Source organism: Vibrio sp. PID17_43, assembly GCF_002608565.1.
GTDB lineage: Bacteria > Pseudomonadota > Gammaproteobacteria > Enterobacterales > Vibrionaceae > Vibrio.
Window position 1 is genome coordinate 15,991 of the sequence record NZ_LIXM01000029.1, and the last position, 15,449, is coordinate 31,439.

Annotated in this window: 14 protein-coding genes and 1 pseudogene; 9 read left to right on the forward strand and 6 right to left on the reverse strand. The window is 44.8% G+C overall.

Going from position 1 to position 15,449, the window contains the following annotated elements:
* Nucleotides 1–13 precede the first annotated feature (13 nt).
* A complete protein-coding gene (locus AK965_RS17720; protein ID WP_099080852.1) occupies nt 14–679 on the reverse strand; it encodes a DUF2982 domain-containing protein in 666 nt (221 codons plus the stop codon).
* 304 nt (nt 680–983) lie between these two features.
* On the opposite strand from AK965_RS17720, the gene AK965_RS17725 reads away from it, so the two are divergent.
* From AK965_RS17725 to AK965_RS17750, 6 genes are all read left to right on the forward strand, one after another.
* On the forward strand, nt 984–1,385 hold the full coding sequence (locus tag AK965_RS17725) for a MarR family transcriptional regulator (RefSeq protein ID WP_099080853.1): 402 nt from the start codon (nt 984–986) through the stop codon (nt 1,383–1,385).
* A gap of 486 nt (nt 1,386–1,871) precedes the next feature.
* Nucleotides 1,872–2,963 (forward strand): TRAP transporter substrate-binding protein, encoded by a 1,092-nt coding sequence (locus AK965_RS17730; protein WP_099080854.1) that lies wholly within the window; start codon nt 1,872–1,874, stop codon nt 2,961–2,963.
* A gap of 145 nt (nt 2,964–3,108) precedes the next feature.
* Nucleotides 3,109–3,648 (forward strand): TRAP transporter small permease subunit, encoded by a 540-nt coding sequence (locus AK965_RS17735; RefSeq protein ID WP_099080855.1) that lies wholly within the window; start codon nt 3,109–3,111, stop codon nt 3,646–3,648.
* Nucleotides 3,649–3,660: 12 nt separating this feature from the next.
* On the forward strand, nt 3,661–4,944 hold the full coding sequence (locus AK965_RS17740) for a TRAP transporter large permease subunit (RefSeq protein WP_099080856.1): 1,284 nt from the start codon (nt 3,661–3,663) through the stop codon (nt 4,942–4,944).
* 142 nt (nt 4,945–5,086) lie between these two features.
* Nucleotides 5,087–6,442: a cache domain-containing protein gene (locus AK965_RS17745; RefSeq protein WP_099080857.1), complete on the forward strand. Its 1,356-nt coding sequence runs from the start codon at nt 5,087–5,089 to the stop codon at nt 6,440–6,442.
* Nucleotides 6,435–7,073: a response regulator transcription factor gene (locus AK965_RS17750; RefSeq protein WP_099080858.1), complete on the forward strand. Its 639-nt coding sequence runs from the start codon at nt 6,435–6,437 to the stop codon at nt 7,071–7,073. The genes AK965_RS17745 and AK965_RS17750 overlap by 8 nt, the downstream gene beginning before the upstream one ends.
* A 52-nt stretch (nt 7,074–7,125) precedes the next feature.
* On the opposite strand, the gene AK965_RS17755 is transcribed toward AK965_RS17750, so the two are convergent.
* Nucleotides 7,126–7,602 (reverse strand): MarR family winged helix-turn-helix transcriptional regulator, encoded by a 477-nt coding sequence (locus AK965_RS17755; RefSeq protein ID WP_099080883.1) that lies wholly within the window; start codon nt 7,600–7,602, stop codon nt 7,126–7,128.
* 390 nt (nt 7,603–7,992) lie between these two features.
* Here AK965_RS17755 and AK965_RS17760 point away from each other — a divergent pair, with 390 nt between their 5' ends.
* Nucleotides 7,993–9,564, forward strand: coding sequence for a BCCT family transporter (locus AK965_RS17760; RefSeq protein ID WP_099080859.1), 1,572 nt, complete (start codon nt 7,993–7,995; stop codon nt 9,562–9,564).
* 60 nt (nt 9,565–9,624) lie between these two features.
* Nucleotides 9,625–9,888 (forward strand): annotated as a pseudogene (locus tag AK965_RS17765) (methyl-accepting chemotaxis protein); the annotation flags it as partial.
* 65 nt (nt 9,889–9,953) lie between these two features.
* Here AK965_RS17765 and AK965_RS17770 read toward each other — a convergent pair.
* Both AK965_RS17770 and AK965_RS17775 read right to left on the reverse strand, forming a co-directional pair.
* Nucleotides 9,954–10,673, reverse strand: a complete 720-nt coding sequence (locus AK965_RS17770; RefSeq protein ID WP_172438187.1) for a 3'-5' exonuclease — start codon at nt 10,671–10,673, stop codon at nt 9,954–9,956.
* Between the two features lie 8 nt (nt 10,674–10,681).
* Nucleotides 10,682–12,571, reverse strand: coding sequence for a putative nucleotidyltransferase substrate binding domain-containing protein (locus AK965_RS17775; RefSeq protein WP_099080861.1), 1,890 nt, complete (start codon nt 12,569–12,571; stop codon nt 10,682–10,684).
* A gap of 208 nt (nt 12,572–12,779) precedes the next feature.
* Between AK965_RS17775 and AK965_RS17780 the strand changes: the two genes are divergently transcribed.
* Nucleotides 12,780–13,421, forward strand: a complete 642-nt coding sequence (locus AK965_RS17780; RefSeq protein ID WP_099080862.1) for an outer membrane beta-barrel protein — start codon at nt 12,780–12,782, stop codon at nt 13,419–13,421.
* Nucleotides 13,422–13,488: 67 nt separating this feature from the next.
* On the opposite strand, the gene AK965_RS17785 is transcribed toward AK965_RS17780, so the two are convergent.
* Both AK965_RS17785 and AK965_RS17790 read right to left on the reverse strand, forming a co-directional pair.
* A complete protein-coding gene (locus AK965_RS17785) occupies nt 13,489–14,679 on the reverse strand; it encodes an amino acid aminotransferase (protein WP_099080863.1) in 1,191 nt (396 codons plus the stop codon).
* 422 nt (nt 14,680–15,101) lie between these two features.
* Nucleotides 15,102–15,341: a hypothetical protein gene (locus AK965_RS17790; RefSeq protein ID WP_099080864.1), complete on the reverse strand. Its 240-nt coding sequence runs from the start codon at nt 15,339–15,341 to the stop codon at nt 15,102–15,104.
* Between the last annotated feature and the right edge of the window lie 108 nt (nt 15,342–15,449).

Here is a 15,449-nt window from a genome sequence, read left to right on the forward strand (position 1 = left end):
ACATAATCTCGCACTATTCCGGCTCGGCGGCCGCTAAATAACGTCGAGCCAATCCAATAAACGCTTCCGCATCTCTGTCTAAATCACCAGCCGAAATAAACACATCGTAACCATGAAACTTCCTTTGGTACTTCATTCGGTTAGCTAGCATCGCGAGTAGTCCATTATATTGCCTCCCATCTTTGCTGATGTAAGGCGCTGGATCTAACACCATGTCTTCAAATTGAGTTTCACAGTGGTTCTGCTTTGCACCGAGGTATAATAAGGCTCTTTGGCTCAACAGTATTTCTGTTGCTATACGTGGACAAATGGCATCGAGGTAGGGTGAGTAGTGTTTGAGTCGAATGCCAACCCATGGCAGCGGTTGATGCCAGCCATCCTGTTGATAGGTGCAAATACCAATTGAGTCAATGTTTCTCCAACGCACCACCCAACCGCCTTTGAATAAGTGTTGCTGAAAATGGGAAGCGGTGAGCGTAAAGGAAACTTGGCTCTTTTTAATCATCATTACTGCAAAGCCAACAATAAGCGCCATCAGAGTAACGGATAGCATCGCTTGTTTCCATCCAGGGGCAATGAAGACGAGAAATAGCGTAATGATGACGACCAAGAGCATGATCAGTTTGTTTATGGGGGCGTCAAATTGGAATTGCGAGTTGGTGATATGCTGTGTTTTCATACTTTGAACCTCGATGGACGGTGGCGTTAGGTTCGTGACTCAAAGCGTTTCACATTGAGTTCAAAGGCGTGTTGTCTTTCGCAGTTCAATTTTGTCAACACGACATAAATACCTCTGTTTTTATACCCAGTATTTAATAAAACGGTTCACAAGTTATTTGCTTAAATAGTAGACGTTCTATACATGGAGCGCATTTTTCATTGCGTTTCGCTGCGAAAACCTACAAATCGCTCGGGAATTTTGGTATAAAACGCGCTTCAAATTTTCATCCCTGCTGAGATGCAGTGAACTGGAGAAATATTCAATGAGACTTGCTCATAAGCGTAAAGTGCAGATGAAACTGCAAAAACGCATTAAAGCGACAGTAACCAACCTAGCTGCAGCACCAAAAGCAGCGAAGCCAGTCGTTGAAAAAGCAGAAAAGCCTGTTGCTGAACAAGCTGTTGTTGAGAAAGCAGTAGCTGAGAAGAAAGTAGCAGCAGTAAAAACGGTTGAGGTAGCACTCACTCCTAAACAACAACAAGTATTTGACATCGTTGCGGCAAACGCTGAAGGCATCAACCCTAAGGGTATCGGCCTAGCAGCAGGTCAAGAAGACACTAAAGCGGCATCATGGGCTACTGGCGCGCTGAAGAAGCTTCTTGAAGAAAACCTAGTTCAAAAAGAGCAGTTGGCAGGTAACAAAGTTATCTATAAAGCAGTTTAATTACCGCTGTAATCCTGTTTTTAATACCTCGACCTCGGTCGGGGTTTTTTTTCTCGAAATCCCACGAATTCTAGATTGTCGCAGTTTAGCGATATCAATCTGTCATTTGTCACATTTTCTTAAATACTGTGTAAATTCTTTCCCAGAAAACTACGTACGTATAGACCTATATTGCTTCATCTTGTCCTGCTACTAACTCGTTGATATTGATTGGTTATAGAAATTATTTTTAGTATCTCCTACGTACTATTACGTAATACTAACGGCGAGTGTATTGTTTTTACTTGGTACGGCTTGCGTGTTCATGCCCATTTCGAATTAGCGCTCAATGTTTAATCCTTATAGCCAAGTAACCTTGAGATATAGGGCTCTGTAAGAAAGACAGCGCTGTGAATCCTGCATCTTGAAGTCATGGGGGGGCTATACTGCCCCCAACCCTTACGAAATGGATGACAACAATAACCTTGGTGACAAAGGACGTAAACGATGAGTCTTATCCAAAAATCTTTCAAACGAGTGCTTAAAGCAACCGCAGTGGTTGCTGCAATGACATTTGTGACCACTTCTGCGACTGCTGCGGATAAAGTGTATCGCCTAAAATTGGCGGAAACTTGGGGACCCAATTTCCCAATCTTTGGGGAGGCGACCAAAAACATGGCGAAAATGGCTGAGGAAATGTCAAATGGACGCCTTCAGATTCGCATTGATTCTGCAAACAAACATAAAGCGCCGCTAGGGGTCTTTGACATGGTGAAATCCGGTCAATACGATATGGGCCACTCGGCGTCTTATTATTGGAAAGGTAAAGTTCCTAACACGCTTTACTTTACCTCTATGCCTTTTGGTATGCTGCCGACTGAACAATATGCATGGTTCTACTACGGTGGCGGTATGGCGTTGATGGAGAAGGTTTACTCACCTCATAACCTACTTTCCTTCCCAGGTGGTAACACCGATACTCAGATGGGGGGCTGGTTCCAGAAAGAAATCAAGTCTGTGGATGATCTTCAAGGTCTGAAAATGCGAATTCCAGGCTTTGCGGGTGAAATCCTTGCTGAGCTAGGCGCGAAACCAACCAATATTGCCCCGGGAGAGTTATACACCTCATTAGAGCGTCGTACGATTGATGCGTTGGAGTGGGTAGGACCATCTTTAGATTTACGTATGGGCTTCCACAAGATTGCACCATATTACTACACCGGTTGGCATGAACCAGGTACGGAACTGCAATTCCTAGTGAATAAGCGGACTTGGGAACGTCTGCCTGATGATCTGAAAGCCATTCTACAAGTGGCGATGAAAGCGGCGGCTTATGACATGTATACTCAATCTAAGCATGAAAGCGGTAAGAACTGGGCGTCAATTCAATCGGAATACCCAGATGTTCAAGTGAAGGACTTCCCGCCAGAAGTCATCTCTGCACTTCGTGAAGCGAATGAGCGTCTGTTAAAAGATCATGCAGCGAAAGATGCGCTAGCAAAAGAGATTCAGGAGTCTCAAGCGAACTACATTGGGCAAGTACGCCCTTGGTCTGACATCTCTCATCGAGCTTACCTAAACAGCCAAGCTCAACAATAACTTCATCAGACTGGTTAAACCCACACGGTTTAGCCCGCTAGCGAAGCCCAAGAAAAACTTATCCTCTTAGGGAAGATAATAAGAAATGAAAGTGCTCCACAAGCTCAAGCTGTGGAGCCTTTCTACACGTTCCATGGAGTCAGGAATGAGAAGCCTTATTTATATTGAGCGAATCTTTAACCGCTTTGGAGATTTTCTAGGGTGGTTATCCAGTATCTTGTTCATTTTGTTATTAGCGAACGTGGTGTATGACGTTGTGATGCGTTACGTGTTTAATGATGTCTCCATCGCTTTTCAAGAGATGGAATGGCACTTATTCTCCGCTGTATTTTTGTTGGGTGTGCCATACGCAATTAAGTCTGGCGGTCATGTTCGCGTCGATATTTTCTATGAGCGTCTATCACACAAAGCGCAATCTATTATCGATATTTTGGGCACGTTACTTTTTCTATTTCCTTTCTGTTTGCTGGTGGCGTGGTATGGAATTGATTTTGCCAAAGAGAGTTATGCACTAGGGGAAACGTCGGGTGACCCTGGAGGCTTACCATACCGCTGGATCATTAAGGCGATGATCCCACTGTCATTCCTGTTTATGGCGATCAGTGGCGTGGGATTGCTGCTGCACTCTATCAACAAAATTGTTAACCCTCATCTTATCTATGCCGGTAATAACGGTAAGTCGTAAAAGGAAGTCAGCATGATCGGTATAGTGATGTTTTTTGTAGCCTTATTTGCGCTACTGCTTGGTTTTCCTGTCGCCTTTACCTTTGGCGGTATTGCATTGATCTTTGGTGTATGGGCGGAAGGGATGGAGATGTTCGCTTTCATGCCATATCGTATTCAATCCATCATGGAAAATACCGTTTTGATGGCAGTGCCTCTGTTTGTTTTCATGGGACTAGTATTACAAAAAACCAAACTAGCAGAACAGCTTCTTGAATCGATGGGGCGTTTATTTGGTGGCGTGCGTGGCGGTATCGCGATTTCTACTGTATTGGTTGGTGCCTTGCTTGCCGCTTCTACAGGTGTCGTGGGGGCATCGGTTGTGGCGATGGGATTGATCTCTCTACCCGTGATGCTTAAGTACAATTATGACAAGGGCCTAGCGTGCGGCACGATTTGTGCCTCTGGTACGCTCGGACAAATTATCCCGCCTTCCATCGTACTAATTCTGCTGGGTGATGTATTAGGTGTGCCAGTAGGTGATTTGTTTCAGGCGGCGATTTGGCCGGGATTAATGCTAGTGGGCGCATATGTAATCTATATTCTTATTTACGCCAAATTGAACCCGGAAGCCGCTCAACCCATCGAGCGTGATGAATCTATCAGCCGAAGAGATGAAGTAATCACAGCATTGAAAGCGGTGATACCGCCACTTGCACTTATCGTTGTTGTTCTGGGCTCTATCTTTGCTGGCATAGCGACACCAACAGAATCGGCTGCGCTTGGTGGTGCTGGCGCGATAGTGTTGTCGCTGATGTACAAACAGTTCAGCTGGTCAATGGTTTACGATGCATCGAAAGAAACCGTAAAAGTGACCGCAATGGTGTTTGCGATTCTTTTGGGGGCAACCGCATTCTCAATGGCCTTTACTTACACTGGTGGCGATTATTTAGTTGAAGAATGGATGCTACAAATTCCAGGAGAGAAGTGGGGATTCTTGATCATTACCATGCTCGTCATTCTTATTCTTGGCTTTTTCATCGACTTTGTTGAGATCTGTTTCATTATCGTGCCAATCATTGCTCCTGTTGCTGAGCTGATGGGGATTAATATGACTTGGTTTGCCATACTGATAGCGATGAACTTACAAACTTCGTTCCTCACACCGCCATTTGGTTTTAGTCTGTTCTATTTGAAAGGTGTCGCACCTGCAGGGGTCACCACTCGTGATATTTACAAAGGGGTGATGCCATTCATTGCCATTCAGATTGCGGTCCTCGCTTCGATATTGGTTTTCCCGGGTTTTTATGGCATGTAGTGGTCGATACCAATCGTAGCAACTTACTGTGATTGGTATGAGAGATAAATTAGGAAACTGTGAGCTGTAAGTTTCCACCTTGTTGTACAAGTTGTTAAGCTGCCTAATCGTATGAATAGGCAGTTTTTTCATGGAGGATGAAATGCCTCTTAAAGCGAAACTCATCTTGCTTGCTTTAATTCCAGTGGTATTGGTGACCGCGAGCATCAGTTGGATTTCTATCTATCAGGCTAAAACGCTTGGTCAACGAGAAGTGGAAATCTTTCATCAAAGTCTCATCCAATCGAAAGAAGCTGCGCTTAAAGATACGGTCGACCTCGCTTTTGATGCCATATCGCATATTTACAATGATGCCCATCTTGATGAAAGTGTTGCTAAAGCCCAAGTCAAAGCCATTCTTAATCGTCTACGCTATGGCTCAGATGGGTACTTTTTTGCGTATGACCAATACGGCACTAATCTTGTTCACCCCATTCAACCTGATTTGATGGGACAAAACTTACTCCATATCCAAGACCAAAATGGAGACCGCTTGATTGAGGCTCTATTGCATCAAGCTCAGCGAGGTGGTGGTTTCCATCAATATTTGTGGCAAAAGCCGTCCACGGGAGAAACCGTACCAAAACTCAGTTATGCTGCATGGCTTGATAAGTGGCAATGGATGATCGGAACCGGGCTATATATTGAAGATGTCAGCCGAGAGGTTTCCAATATGCGATCCGCTGTTAACCGGAATATTGAAACGACATTTTTCTCAGTCGTGGTAATTTTGGTTGTCACAGTCGCGGTGATTATCGTCTTTACGTTGGCGATTAACCTGCATGAATATCGACTTGCCGATAAAAACCTCAAAGAACTTGCCCACAAAACAGTGATGTTTCAAGAAGATGAGAAAAAGCACTTAGCGCGAGAACTGCATGATGGTATTAACCAATTATTGGTTTCGAGTAAATGCCACTTAGAATTGATGGAGCATCGCATACAAGATGAGCAAGTCAAATCTCACCTCGATAAGTCACAGCGTTCATTGTTGACCGCAATCAGCGAAGTGCGTCATATCTCTCATCAGCTTCGCCCTAGTGCGTTGGATGACATCGGCTTTGAGGCGGCACTGACGACATTATTACAAGATTTTCACTCTCATTCGGGTATTGGGATTGAAAGTCATTTTGATACCGCCCAATCCAAGTTGAAATCTGAGGTGTCGACGACATTGTATCGAGTTGCCCAGGAGTCGTTGAACAACATTGAGAAACATGCTCGCGCTAAAAAGGTGACGATTACGTTGCATCAAATGGGCAATATACTTCAATTGTTGATCCGAGATGACGGGATTGGCTTTGTTGTCAATTCTTCCCTTCACCGACAAGGCATCGGCTTACGTAACATGCGCGAGCGCGTGGAGTTCATCGGTGGCGACTTCGAACTGATGAGCGAGCCGGGGTTAGGAACAGAAATCACCGTATTGTTAGATTTGGATGGATTAGTTTATGGATAAACCAATTAGTGTGGTGATAGTGGACGATCACCAAGTGGTGTTGGACGGTTTTATCGCACGTTTAGAACGCGAGTCTGGTATCGATGTTATTGGCACGGCGAGCAATGGCCTAGAGGCGATCGAAGTTTCCAAACTTCTCCACCCAGATGTGATTCTGATGGATATCAGCATGCCCATCATGAACGGCATTGAGGCGACGGGAGTGATTAAGGAAGCGCGCCCTGAGAGCAAAATCTTGATGCTTACTATGCATGATAACCGTGAGTACATAATGAAGGTGATGCAAGCGGGGGCGGTAGGCTACATGCTTAAAGAGATTTCTGCGGAGAAGATGGTACAAGCGATCAAAACGGTCAATCAAGGTTCGACGTATTTTTGTGAATCTGTTACACAAACCTTGTTCACTCAGGATGTGATACCTGCGGCACAAAAAGTGAATCCCCTGAGTCGCCGAGAAGAAGCCGTACTTAAGCTTGTTGCACAAGGAAACAGTAGTAAGAAAATTGCAGCGCTGCTAGATATCAGTTATAGGACTGTCGAAACGCATCGCCACAATATTAAACATAAGCTGGATTTACACTCAACGGCAGAGTTGGCCAAATACGCTTTTGAAACTGGACTGGTTGAGTAAATGTGGCGCACATATTCGGTGTATTCCAACTCATGAGCGCACACAAAGACACTTATTCTGGTTTAGTGATGCTGCCTAATTCTAGCATTGGTGCGACATCAATATCTTCGGCATTCATCATGGCAGAGATGCGTTGAACGGAAGATAAAAGCAAACTTTGCTCCCATTCCTCAAGTTTTTGATAACGGCTGATAAAGTGCTCTTGAAGCGGTGTCGGTGCTTGATCTAGTACGGATTGGCCTTGTTCTGTCAAAACTGCATGTACCTTGCGCTTATCTTCAACACTGCGGCGGCGTTCCACATACTGATTACGTTCTAGTCGGTCTAAGATGGTCGTCGCGGTTGCCTGACTCATATTGGTATGGCTCGACAGCTGCTTAATAGTGACATTATCCAATTCACTAATGGCACGCATGAGGATCAACTGGGGTGCAGTCAAACCAGACTCTTTGCTCAACTTTTTTGAATGTAAATCAATAGCTCGGATGATCTGACGAATCGAGACCAAGACTTCTTCGTACTTTTCCAATTTTTTCATCCAGTCATAAGGGGATCTTGTTACGAGATGACACTAACTCAAAAGCGTTGCTATTAAAAGCGCTTAGTGCTGAATGAGGGCATCATTTTTAACGAATTGTATTCTCTATTCACAATCTTTACACGGATTGATGCAAGTAAGTCAGGATTACCTAAAGTGATTATAGTAATAAATATTTGAAGTCTAAAAGTGCATGCGGGTTTATTTACTATTTTTGGTTGATCTTACTGGCTGATAAATGGGTTATTGGATTTTATATCAGCAAATTCTAGACAAAAAAGCCTCAAATGGTAGGATCTCCGACTTTCTGGAAAACAAAATGTATCGTGTTCAAAGTATTCTTGGTTTCTTGCTAAAAATTGAACACAAAAGAGAGGAACAATGACAAAAGGTATAGATAAGTACAGCATTGATAGTACCGACTATACGGTTGGGCAAGACAACGTCCAAAAATGGGGGTTTGATGTCCATAATCCGGTTTTTGGTATTAGCGCTGGTTTCATTGCACTATTTCTTATTGCAGCGCTCGTTCTTGATGCACACACGGCCAAAACCGCACTAGATGGTCTGAAATGGAAAATCATCGGCTCCTTCGATTGGCTGTTCATCATTTCTAGCAACATTTTCGTTATCTTCTGTTTAGCACTTATTGTGTCGCCAATGGGTAAGATTCGCCTTGGCGGTAAAGATGCGGTTGCGGATTACTCTTTCATGTCATGGCTTGCGATGCTATTCGCAGCGGGTATGGGGATCGGACTGATGTTCTGGAGTGTGGCAGAGCCAGTGGCATACTTTACAGGTTGGTACGAAACGCCACTAGGTGTAGAAGCTAATACGCCTGAAGCCGCAAAGCTTGCGTTGGGTGCGACGATGTTCCACTGGGGTTTGCACCCTTGGGCAATTTACGGTGTTGTCGCACTTTCTCTAGCTTTCTTTACATACAATAAGGGCCTACCTTTGTCTATGCGTTCGATTTTTTACCCACTGTTGGGCGATCGCGCATGGGGTTGGGCGGGGCACATTGTTGATATTCTCGCCGTACTGGCAACACTGTTTGGTCTTGCGACTTCTCTAGGTCTTGGGGCGCAGCAAGCGGCAAGTGGTATTCACCACGTGTTTGGCGTTGAGCCGGGCTTAGGCCTTCAAATTGTTGTTATCACCGTGGTTACCTTGCTAGCGGTTGTATCAGTAATCCGCGGTATTGATGGCGGTGTTAAGGTTATCAGTAACATCAACATGATTGTTGCATTCTTACTGCTTATTCTTGTTGGGTTGATTGGTTGGGCTGTAAGCCTAGGCTCTATTCCGACAACGCTGATGGCATATGTAGAAAACATCATTCCACTGAGTAATCCATTTGGTCGCTCAGATGAAGCATGGTTCCAAGGTTGGACGGTATTCTACTGGGCATGGTGGATCTCATGGTCACCATTTGTTGGTATGTTTATCGCTCGAGTATCTCGTGGTCGTACAGTTCGTGAATTTATTACCGCGGTTTTGATTGTGCCAACGTTTGTAACCATTGTTTGGATGTCAGTATTTGGTGGCTTAGCGATCGACCAAGTCATCAATAAAGTGGGTGAGTTGGGTGCCAATGGCCTAACAGACGTTTCATTGGCGATGTTCCAAATGTTTGATGTATTACCATTCGGTAACATGCTATCTATTATTGCTGTTGTTTTGGTTTTGGTATTTTTCATTACCTCTTCAGACTCCGGGTCGCTCGTTATTGATAGCATCACCGCAGGTGGTAAAGTTGATGCCCCAGTTCTGCAACGCGTGTTTTGGGCGTTTATGGAAGGTGCGATTGCAGTTGCACTACTGTGGGTAGGTGGCTCTGAAGCCGTTCAGGCCCTTCAAGCTGGTGCAATTTCCACGGCATTACCCTTTACTTTTGTTCTGCTTGCAATGTGTGTCAGCTTAGTGATGGGATTGAGAACAGAGCGTCAATAAATAATAGATTGAAGCGCAAGTGTTGCATGATTAAAGAGCCAGCAAATTTCGTGTCAACAAGACGAAATTAATATGGTGGCGACGGCAGTGAGTCTGACTCAAATTCATACCGCAGTAGAACGTATGAGTGATATGGCAACTCAAATTGCCTCTGCGGCGGAAGAACAGGCTTCGGTATCAACTGAAATCACACGTAATGCAGAAGGGCTTCGTGATGCTTCCAGTGAGCTTTCTGTTGAAGCGTAGCAGGCCGCACAGCAAGCCGCGCATCTGTCAGAGCTATCTTATGAGTTAGCGCAAGAGACCAGCCGCTTTAAACTGTGAGAACATTGAAAGTAATAACAAGGAGCCAAAAGGCTCCTTTTTTATTTGCTCTTTAAGGATAGGGGCTATAACCAAAAATCACGGATAGGTTGCTCAGGGCGATAGTGGTGGGCAATTTGAGCTTGCAACAATTCCGCCGTTGCTATCGCATCCGTTAGTGCGTGATGGGGGGTGTAATCAGGAAGACCGTACCGGCGACGCGATTGCGCTAGGCGTAGAGATTCTGGCTGTTTGCCTTTCAGCTTATTCCACAGGCCGCCAAACAGTTTCTGTTGTATGTTAGCTTCGATTTCTAGGGTGTCGAGAACCGGAAACTCGATACCTTCACCTATACGTGTGCGCAGGGCTTGGTCTAGAAACTCTCTCTCGATCCTACGATAGTGCACGACCACAACCTTGCCGGCTAAACAGTGTAAAAAATCACCGAGAATGTCATTCAAATCGGGGGCATCTATCAAGTCACTGTGTGTAATGCCGTGAATGATGACGGAATTCGCATCCAGTTTTTCCTGCGGTCTTACCTTCCAATGTTTGGACTGGCGCAAAAAAATGCGATTGAGGTTAAATGGTACTAATCCAATGGTGATAATGCCATCTTTTTGCGGGTTCAAACCCGTTGTCTCAAAGTCCAAAGCTACGAACTCAATGTCCGAAATTGGCGTATCCGACGATGGGAGGACATGGCCATAGAAGGCGATGAGACGCTCGTCGCTTGCTTGCTCTTGCTTATGGTGGAACTTTGTTGGCCATTGGATAGCCGGCTTTTGAAATAGCTTTTTGATCATGACAAACCTCATTTGAAGCTATTGCTGGCTTGATAGCGGAATTTGAGGAAGTTTTGACCATTACTCAGTATCTGGAATGCATCTTTCAGGTTGCGTCGCTCAAAGTCCGATAGGTTTTCTGGTTCGATATTATTATCTGGCTCGATCCCCAGTTCTACGTCAATGGCTTGGTGGCGAATGCGTACCATAGAGATGAACTCCATCGCATCTTTTAGATTTTGTGCTCGCCCCTTTGGCAGAATGCCTGCGTCCATAATATCGTCGAGTCGTTCAAATGAGTTTTGTGCGCGTGAGCCAACGGCAAGTGAGTGGACACGAATCAGATCGACGAGTGGTGCAGTGCCGCGACGTTTGAGGTTGATAGAATTCTTGTGTTGACCATCCTTTTCCATCACAAAGTCTTTGAAAAAGCCTAAAGGTGGCGTACGGTTCAGAGCATTTCTTGCTAAACAGGCTAAGAAGCGATTGTTCTTACGAGCACGACGAACAATGAAACTGGTTAACTGCTCAGCCCACTTTAAGCGTCCATAAACGCCATCTAAATCGAAGAAAATCGAAGCGTTGAGTAGGGCTTTAGGATTTGGGTCATCAATCCAATCGGCAAAGCAGGCTTCCCATTGTGTGCGGGTCATGCGCCACATCGGATTGGTCGCCATAATGTCGCCGGTACAGTATTTGTAGCCGCACACGTTCAACCCATCGCTGACAAACTGCGCTAGCGCTTCAAAATATTTGCCGTGCTGCTCTTCTTGATAGCTATCATCAAGAATAATCGCGTTATCCTGGTCGGTTACCAGTAATTGCTCGTCTCGACCCATGGAGCCCAAAGCTAGGAAGCAATACGGTATCGGTGCAGGGCCTAATGCCTCTTCAGCCATTTCAAGTAGGCGTTGTTTGAAGCTTCGTCCTATCACTGACATCGCACTGCCTACCATGTGGGAGTTAGCGTCTTCGTTGACTAGGCGTACAAAACTGCTTTTTACTTCATCGGCAACAATCGCCAGATCTTCGATGGTTTGTTGTTGAAAGATACTGCTGACGAGTAATAGCGAGTTCTGCGATTCGTAACGAACAATGTCGGTTGCTTCGATGATGCCAATTGGCAGCTGATCTTTAACCACTGGCAGATGATGAACGTTGTAGCGCAGCATGGTAAGCATCGCTTCGTATACGTAGGCGTTATGATCAAGAGAGATCACTTCTGTCGTCATCACCGTCGACACATCGTCTTGCGGTGACAGGCCTTCAGCCAAAACGCGAGTACACAGATCACGATCAGTGATGATGCCCACTACTGGTGATTGCGGGTCATCTTCATCCAGAACAAAATCAGGGTCAACAATGAGCAGTGAAGAGACATTGTCCTGAGCCATTAACTTTGCTGCTTCCTGGATGGTTTGGTCGCGATCAATGGTTGGCGCATCACGAGTGAGTAGGGTTTTCACTTTAGAGGTTGTCAGATCGTTGGCGTCGCTGTTTTCAGACACTGTTTGACGCAACCGTGCGCTATTTTCCACTTCAACAAAGTCAGCAAACGTCTCGAAGTTATCGTACAGTTCTTGGAAAACGTCTTCAGGAATGCAGTACAGCAGGGAATCTTCAATCGCTTTTACAGGAAAGCGAACCTTATTATTGGTAAGTAGACCCATTTGGCCAAAAAGGTCACCTTCGTCGAGTCGGTTATACAACTCACCCTTGCGACGATACACTTCAACTACACCACTTCTTACCATGTAAAGATCGTGGATGTGATCGCCTAAGTGAATGATTGGCGTATCCTGTCGGCAGTAAGAGATTTCAATACTTTCAGTGACTTTAGTGAGAGTTGCTTCTGGTAGCTCGTTAAATGGGGGATACTTGGCGAGAAAGTTATATATCTCGAGAAGTTCTGCATCCATTAAGGTGCCTTTTGATTTGGAAGTGATAGGTTAATCTTAACCTAGTTTTAAATCAGAATCTTATCGGGTTACTCTTTTTGGTTGCGGGTGGTAAGATCAAGACTGAGCGCACAGCACGTACTTTTTGATTCGGTTACCCTGTCATTAATTTACCGAATTAGAGCGCTCAGTGAGAACAATTTAGAGACCCCTCATGGAAGGAAATAGAATGGTAAGATGGTTATTAGCTACACCTCTTGTAGCACTACCTATAATGAGTATTGCCTCAGAGGCGGAACAGGTTCAAAAGTTTGGTTATGAGCACATACAACTTGATGTTGGGGCTGGTACAACTAATGAAGAATGGTTAGACAATTCTAACGCGACCACGGTAGGTATAGGCGGCAATTACCTTTTGACGGATAATTGGCTACTTAATTTAGATTACACCGCGCAGTTCTTTCACCCAGACACATTCACTTTGCGAATTGACCGTTTAATGTTTGGTGGTGGCTACCGCTACGGTATCAACGAACAATTCGATATTTATGGCGTTTATGGCTTAGGCTCGATTAAAGCTAAAGCGACCAACGATGAAACGGGTAAGGCACTTTCTTCGGAAACAGAATTCATTCACAGAGTGACACTCGGTGTGAATTACCTCTTCAGCGAAAAGTGGATGGCAATCGCTGAAGTGCATTTGAACCGCAGTGATATTGTGGATGAGAACAATTATAAGATTGCGTTCAATTACCAATGGCATGAAGTGATAGGGGCAGGGCTTTACTATCAGTACCGCGACACGGATTATCAAAATGAAGCGTCGGAAGAGATCAACGAAGTTGGGTTCAGCCTTAAATTTGTTTACTAAATTGAACAATCAGCCGATAAATAAAAAGGTCAGCAATTGCTGACCTTTTTATTTTATTTGGCTGGCATTATAGTACCGCTGCGATGCCTTTACAGAGTGGACCCATGTTTGACTTGGTCATGCCTGCAACACTAATTCGTCCAGAGCCAACAATGTAAATAGCAAATTCATCTTTCAGTCGGTTCACTTGCTCTTTAGACAGACCAGAGAACGAAAACATGCCGTTTTGGCGTTCGATAAAGCTAAAGTCTGCATCTACGCCTTCCGCTTTGAGTGTGGCGACAAATAGCTCACGCATCTCTTGGATGCGGTCACGCATCTCTGCCACTTCAGATTCCCATTCTGCGCGCAGTTCAGCGTCGTTCAGAATGTGAGTGACGACAGCACTACCGTGCGCCGGAGGGTTAGAATAGATAGAACGGATGATTGCTTTTACTTGCGAGAATGCCGTTGCAGCCACGTCTTCTGATTCAGCAACTAGAGTAAACGCGCCCACGCGCTCGTTGTATAGGCCAAAGTTCTTAGAGAATGAGCTCGCGACAAGGATTTCTTTGTTGTACTTAGCAAAAGTACGTAGACCTGCGGCATCTTCGTCTACACCTTTTGCAAAGCCTTGGTAGGCAAAATCAAATAGCGGTAGAAGTTTCTTTTCTGCCATTAATTTCGCCAAGGTTTCCCACTCTTCTGCTGTTGGATCGATACCCGTTGGGTTATGGCAGCATCCGTGCAGAAGAACGATGTCGCCTTCAGATGCCGTTTGAAGATCAGTCAACATGGCGTCAAAGTCTTTGTCTTTCGTTTCCGCGTTGTAGTAGCTGTACTGCGCCGTTTCAATACCAGCGGCGGTAAAGACACCGTTGTGATTTGCCCATGTAGGGTTACTGATCCAGATTTTGGCATCACCAAGTTGACGCTTGATGAATTCACCAGCAACACGCAGAGCGCCAGTGCCACCTGGTGCTTGTGCGGTTTTCGCGCGTTTTTCTGCGACGATGTCAGCATCCGCACCGAATAGCAGTTTTTGCACGGCTAAAGCGTATTCTGCTGTCCCTTCGATCGTTAGGTAAGATTTGGTTTTTTCAGTTTCAACGAGTATTGCTTCGGCTTTCTTTACGGTAGCAAGAACAGGGGTGTCACCTTGCTCGTTTTTGTAAATACCAACACCAAGGTTAATTTTTTCAGCGCGAGTATCTTTTTTAAACTCTTCAGTGAGTCCAAGAATAGGGTCAGCCGGAGCGGCAACGACTTTTTCAAACATAATCTTCATCCATGTTAATCGAAGGGGTCTGCTGATATTTATACCTTTCAGTAATTTCGGTTACAACCGTTGTTGAAAAGAAAACTTAAAATAATTTTGATTTGAAACAGAAATCCAACTAAATGGAAGGTTTTATTAGGTAATGTTCTCTAATTGTTGCGTGTTATTGAGGAGTTAACTGGGGTGTTGGTGATATTTTGTTCACCTTAAAGGGGGGAGCAAAGTGGGGGGCATTACGGGTGAATTTAAAAGTGGAATCGAGGGTTTTGGAGCGACGTGATGAGGTGGCGCGGTGTGTATAGTGATAGGCTATCCCCACACCCAGCAAGGATGGGCGTGGTTGGATTCATTGCGGCTTAACTGCCATTCGAATAGATTTTCTGTATATATAACTTACTGATTCTCAGCAAATGAGCGCATTTCTAACCGTTATTATTTTCATTAAGGTGTTTGATGATTGCTACTTTTGCATGCTCTTCTGTAGCGGTTTCTCCCTCAGGTACATCAATATCGGCTTTAGGGTGGATCCCTAACGCATCTTCAGCAATGTGGAGCCAATCAGGGTGCCAATAATAAGGGGTATCACTGTCAGGATGATCCCAACTATGAACGCCTTGATGTGTGCCACGATATGAAAGATCGTCCATTGTAAATAGTTTCATCACGTTCTCCTAAAAGCGTTTTTATATCCTTGAAAGTATGGAACATAATTTCACATTTAGGAGAGAAAATTGCGACAGAGAAGAATAAGAAATCATGTTGCGTAAATG

Excerpts from the sequence above, each read along its gene's own strand:
- AK965_RS17720 (WP_099080852.1), bottom strand. The coding sequence starts at position 679 with ATGAAAACACAGCATATCACCAACTCGCAATTCCAATTTGACGCCCCC.
- AK965_RS17725 (WP_099080853.1), top strand. The coding sequence starts at position 984 with ATGAGACTTGCTCATAAGCGTAAAGTGCAGATGAAACTGCAAAAACGC.
- AK965_RS17730 (WP_099080854.1), top strand. The coding sequence starts at position 1,872 with ATGAGTCTTATCCAAAAATCTTTCAAACGAGTGCTTAAAGCAACCGCA.
- AK965_RS17735 (WP_099080855.1), top strand. The coding sequence starts at position 3,109 with ATGAGAAGCCTTATTTATATTGAGCGAATCTTTAACCGCTTTGGAGAT.
- AK965_RS17740 (WP_099080856.1), top strand. The coding sequence starts at position 3,661 with ATGATCGGTATAGTGATGTTTTTTGTAGCCTTATTTGCGCTACTGCTT.
- AK965_RS17745 (WP_099080857.1), top strand. The coding sequence starts at position 5,087 with ATGCCTCTTAAAGCGAAACTCATCTTGCTTGCTTTAATTCCAGTGGTA.
- AK965_RS17750 (WP_099080858.1), top strand. The coding sequence starts at position 6,435 with ATGGATAAACCAATTAGTGTGGTGATAGTGGACGATCACCAAGTGGTG.
- AK965_RS17760 (WP_099080859.1), top strand. The coding sequence starts at position 7,993 with ATGACAAAAGGTATAGATAAGTACAGCATTGATAGTACCGACTATACG.
- AK965_RS17770 (WP_172438187.1), bottom strand. The coding sequence starts at position 10,673 with ATGATCAAAAAGCTATTTCAAAAGCCGGCTATCCAATGGCCAACAAAG.
- AK965_RS17775 (WP_099080861.1), bottom strand. The coding sequence starts at position 12,571 with ATGGATGCAGAACTTCTCGAGATATATAACTTTCTCGCCAAGTATCCC.
- AK965_RS17780 (WP_099080862.1), top strand. The coding sequence starts at position 12,780 with ATGGTAAGATGGTTATTAGCTACACCTCTTGTAGCACTACCTATAATG.
- AK965_RS17785 (WP_099080863.1), bottom strand. The coding sequence starts at position 14,679 with ATGTTTGAAAAAGTCGTTGCCGCTCCGGCTGACCCTATTCTTGGACTC.
- AK965_RS17790 (WP_099080864.1), bottom strand. The coding sequence starts at position 15,341 with ATGAAACTATTTACAATGGACGATCTTTCATATCGTGGCACACATCAA.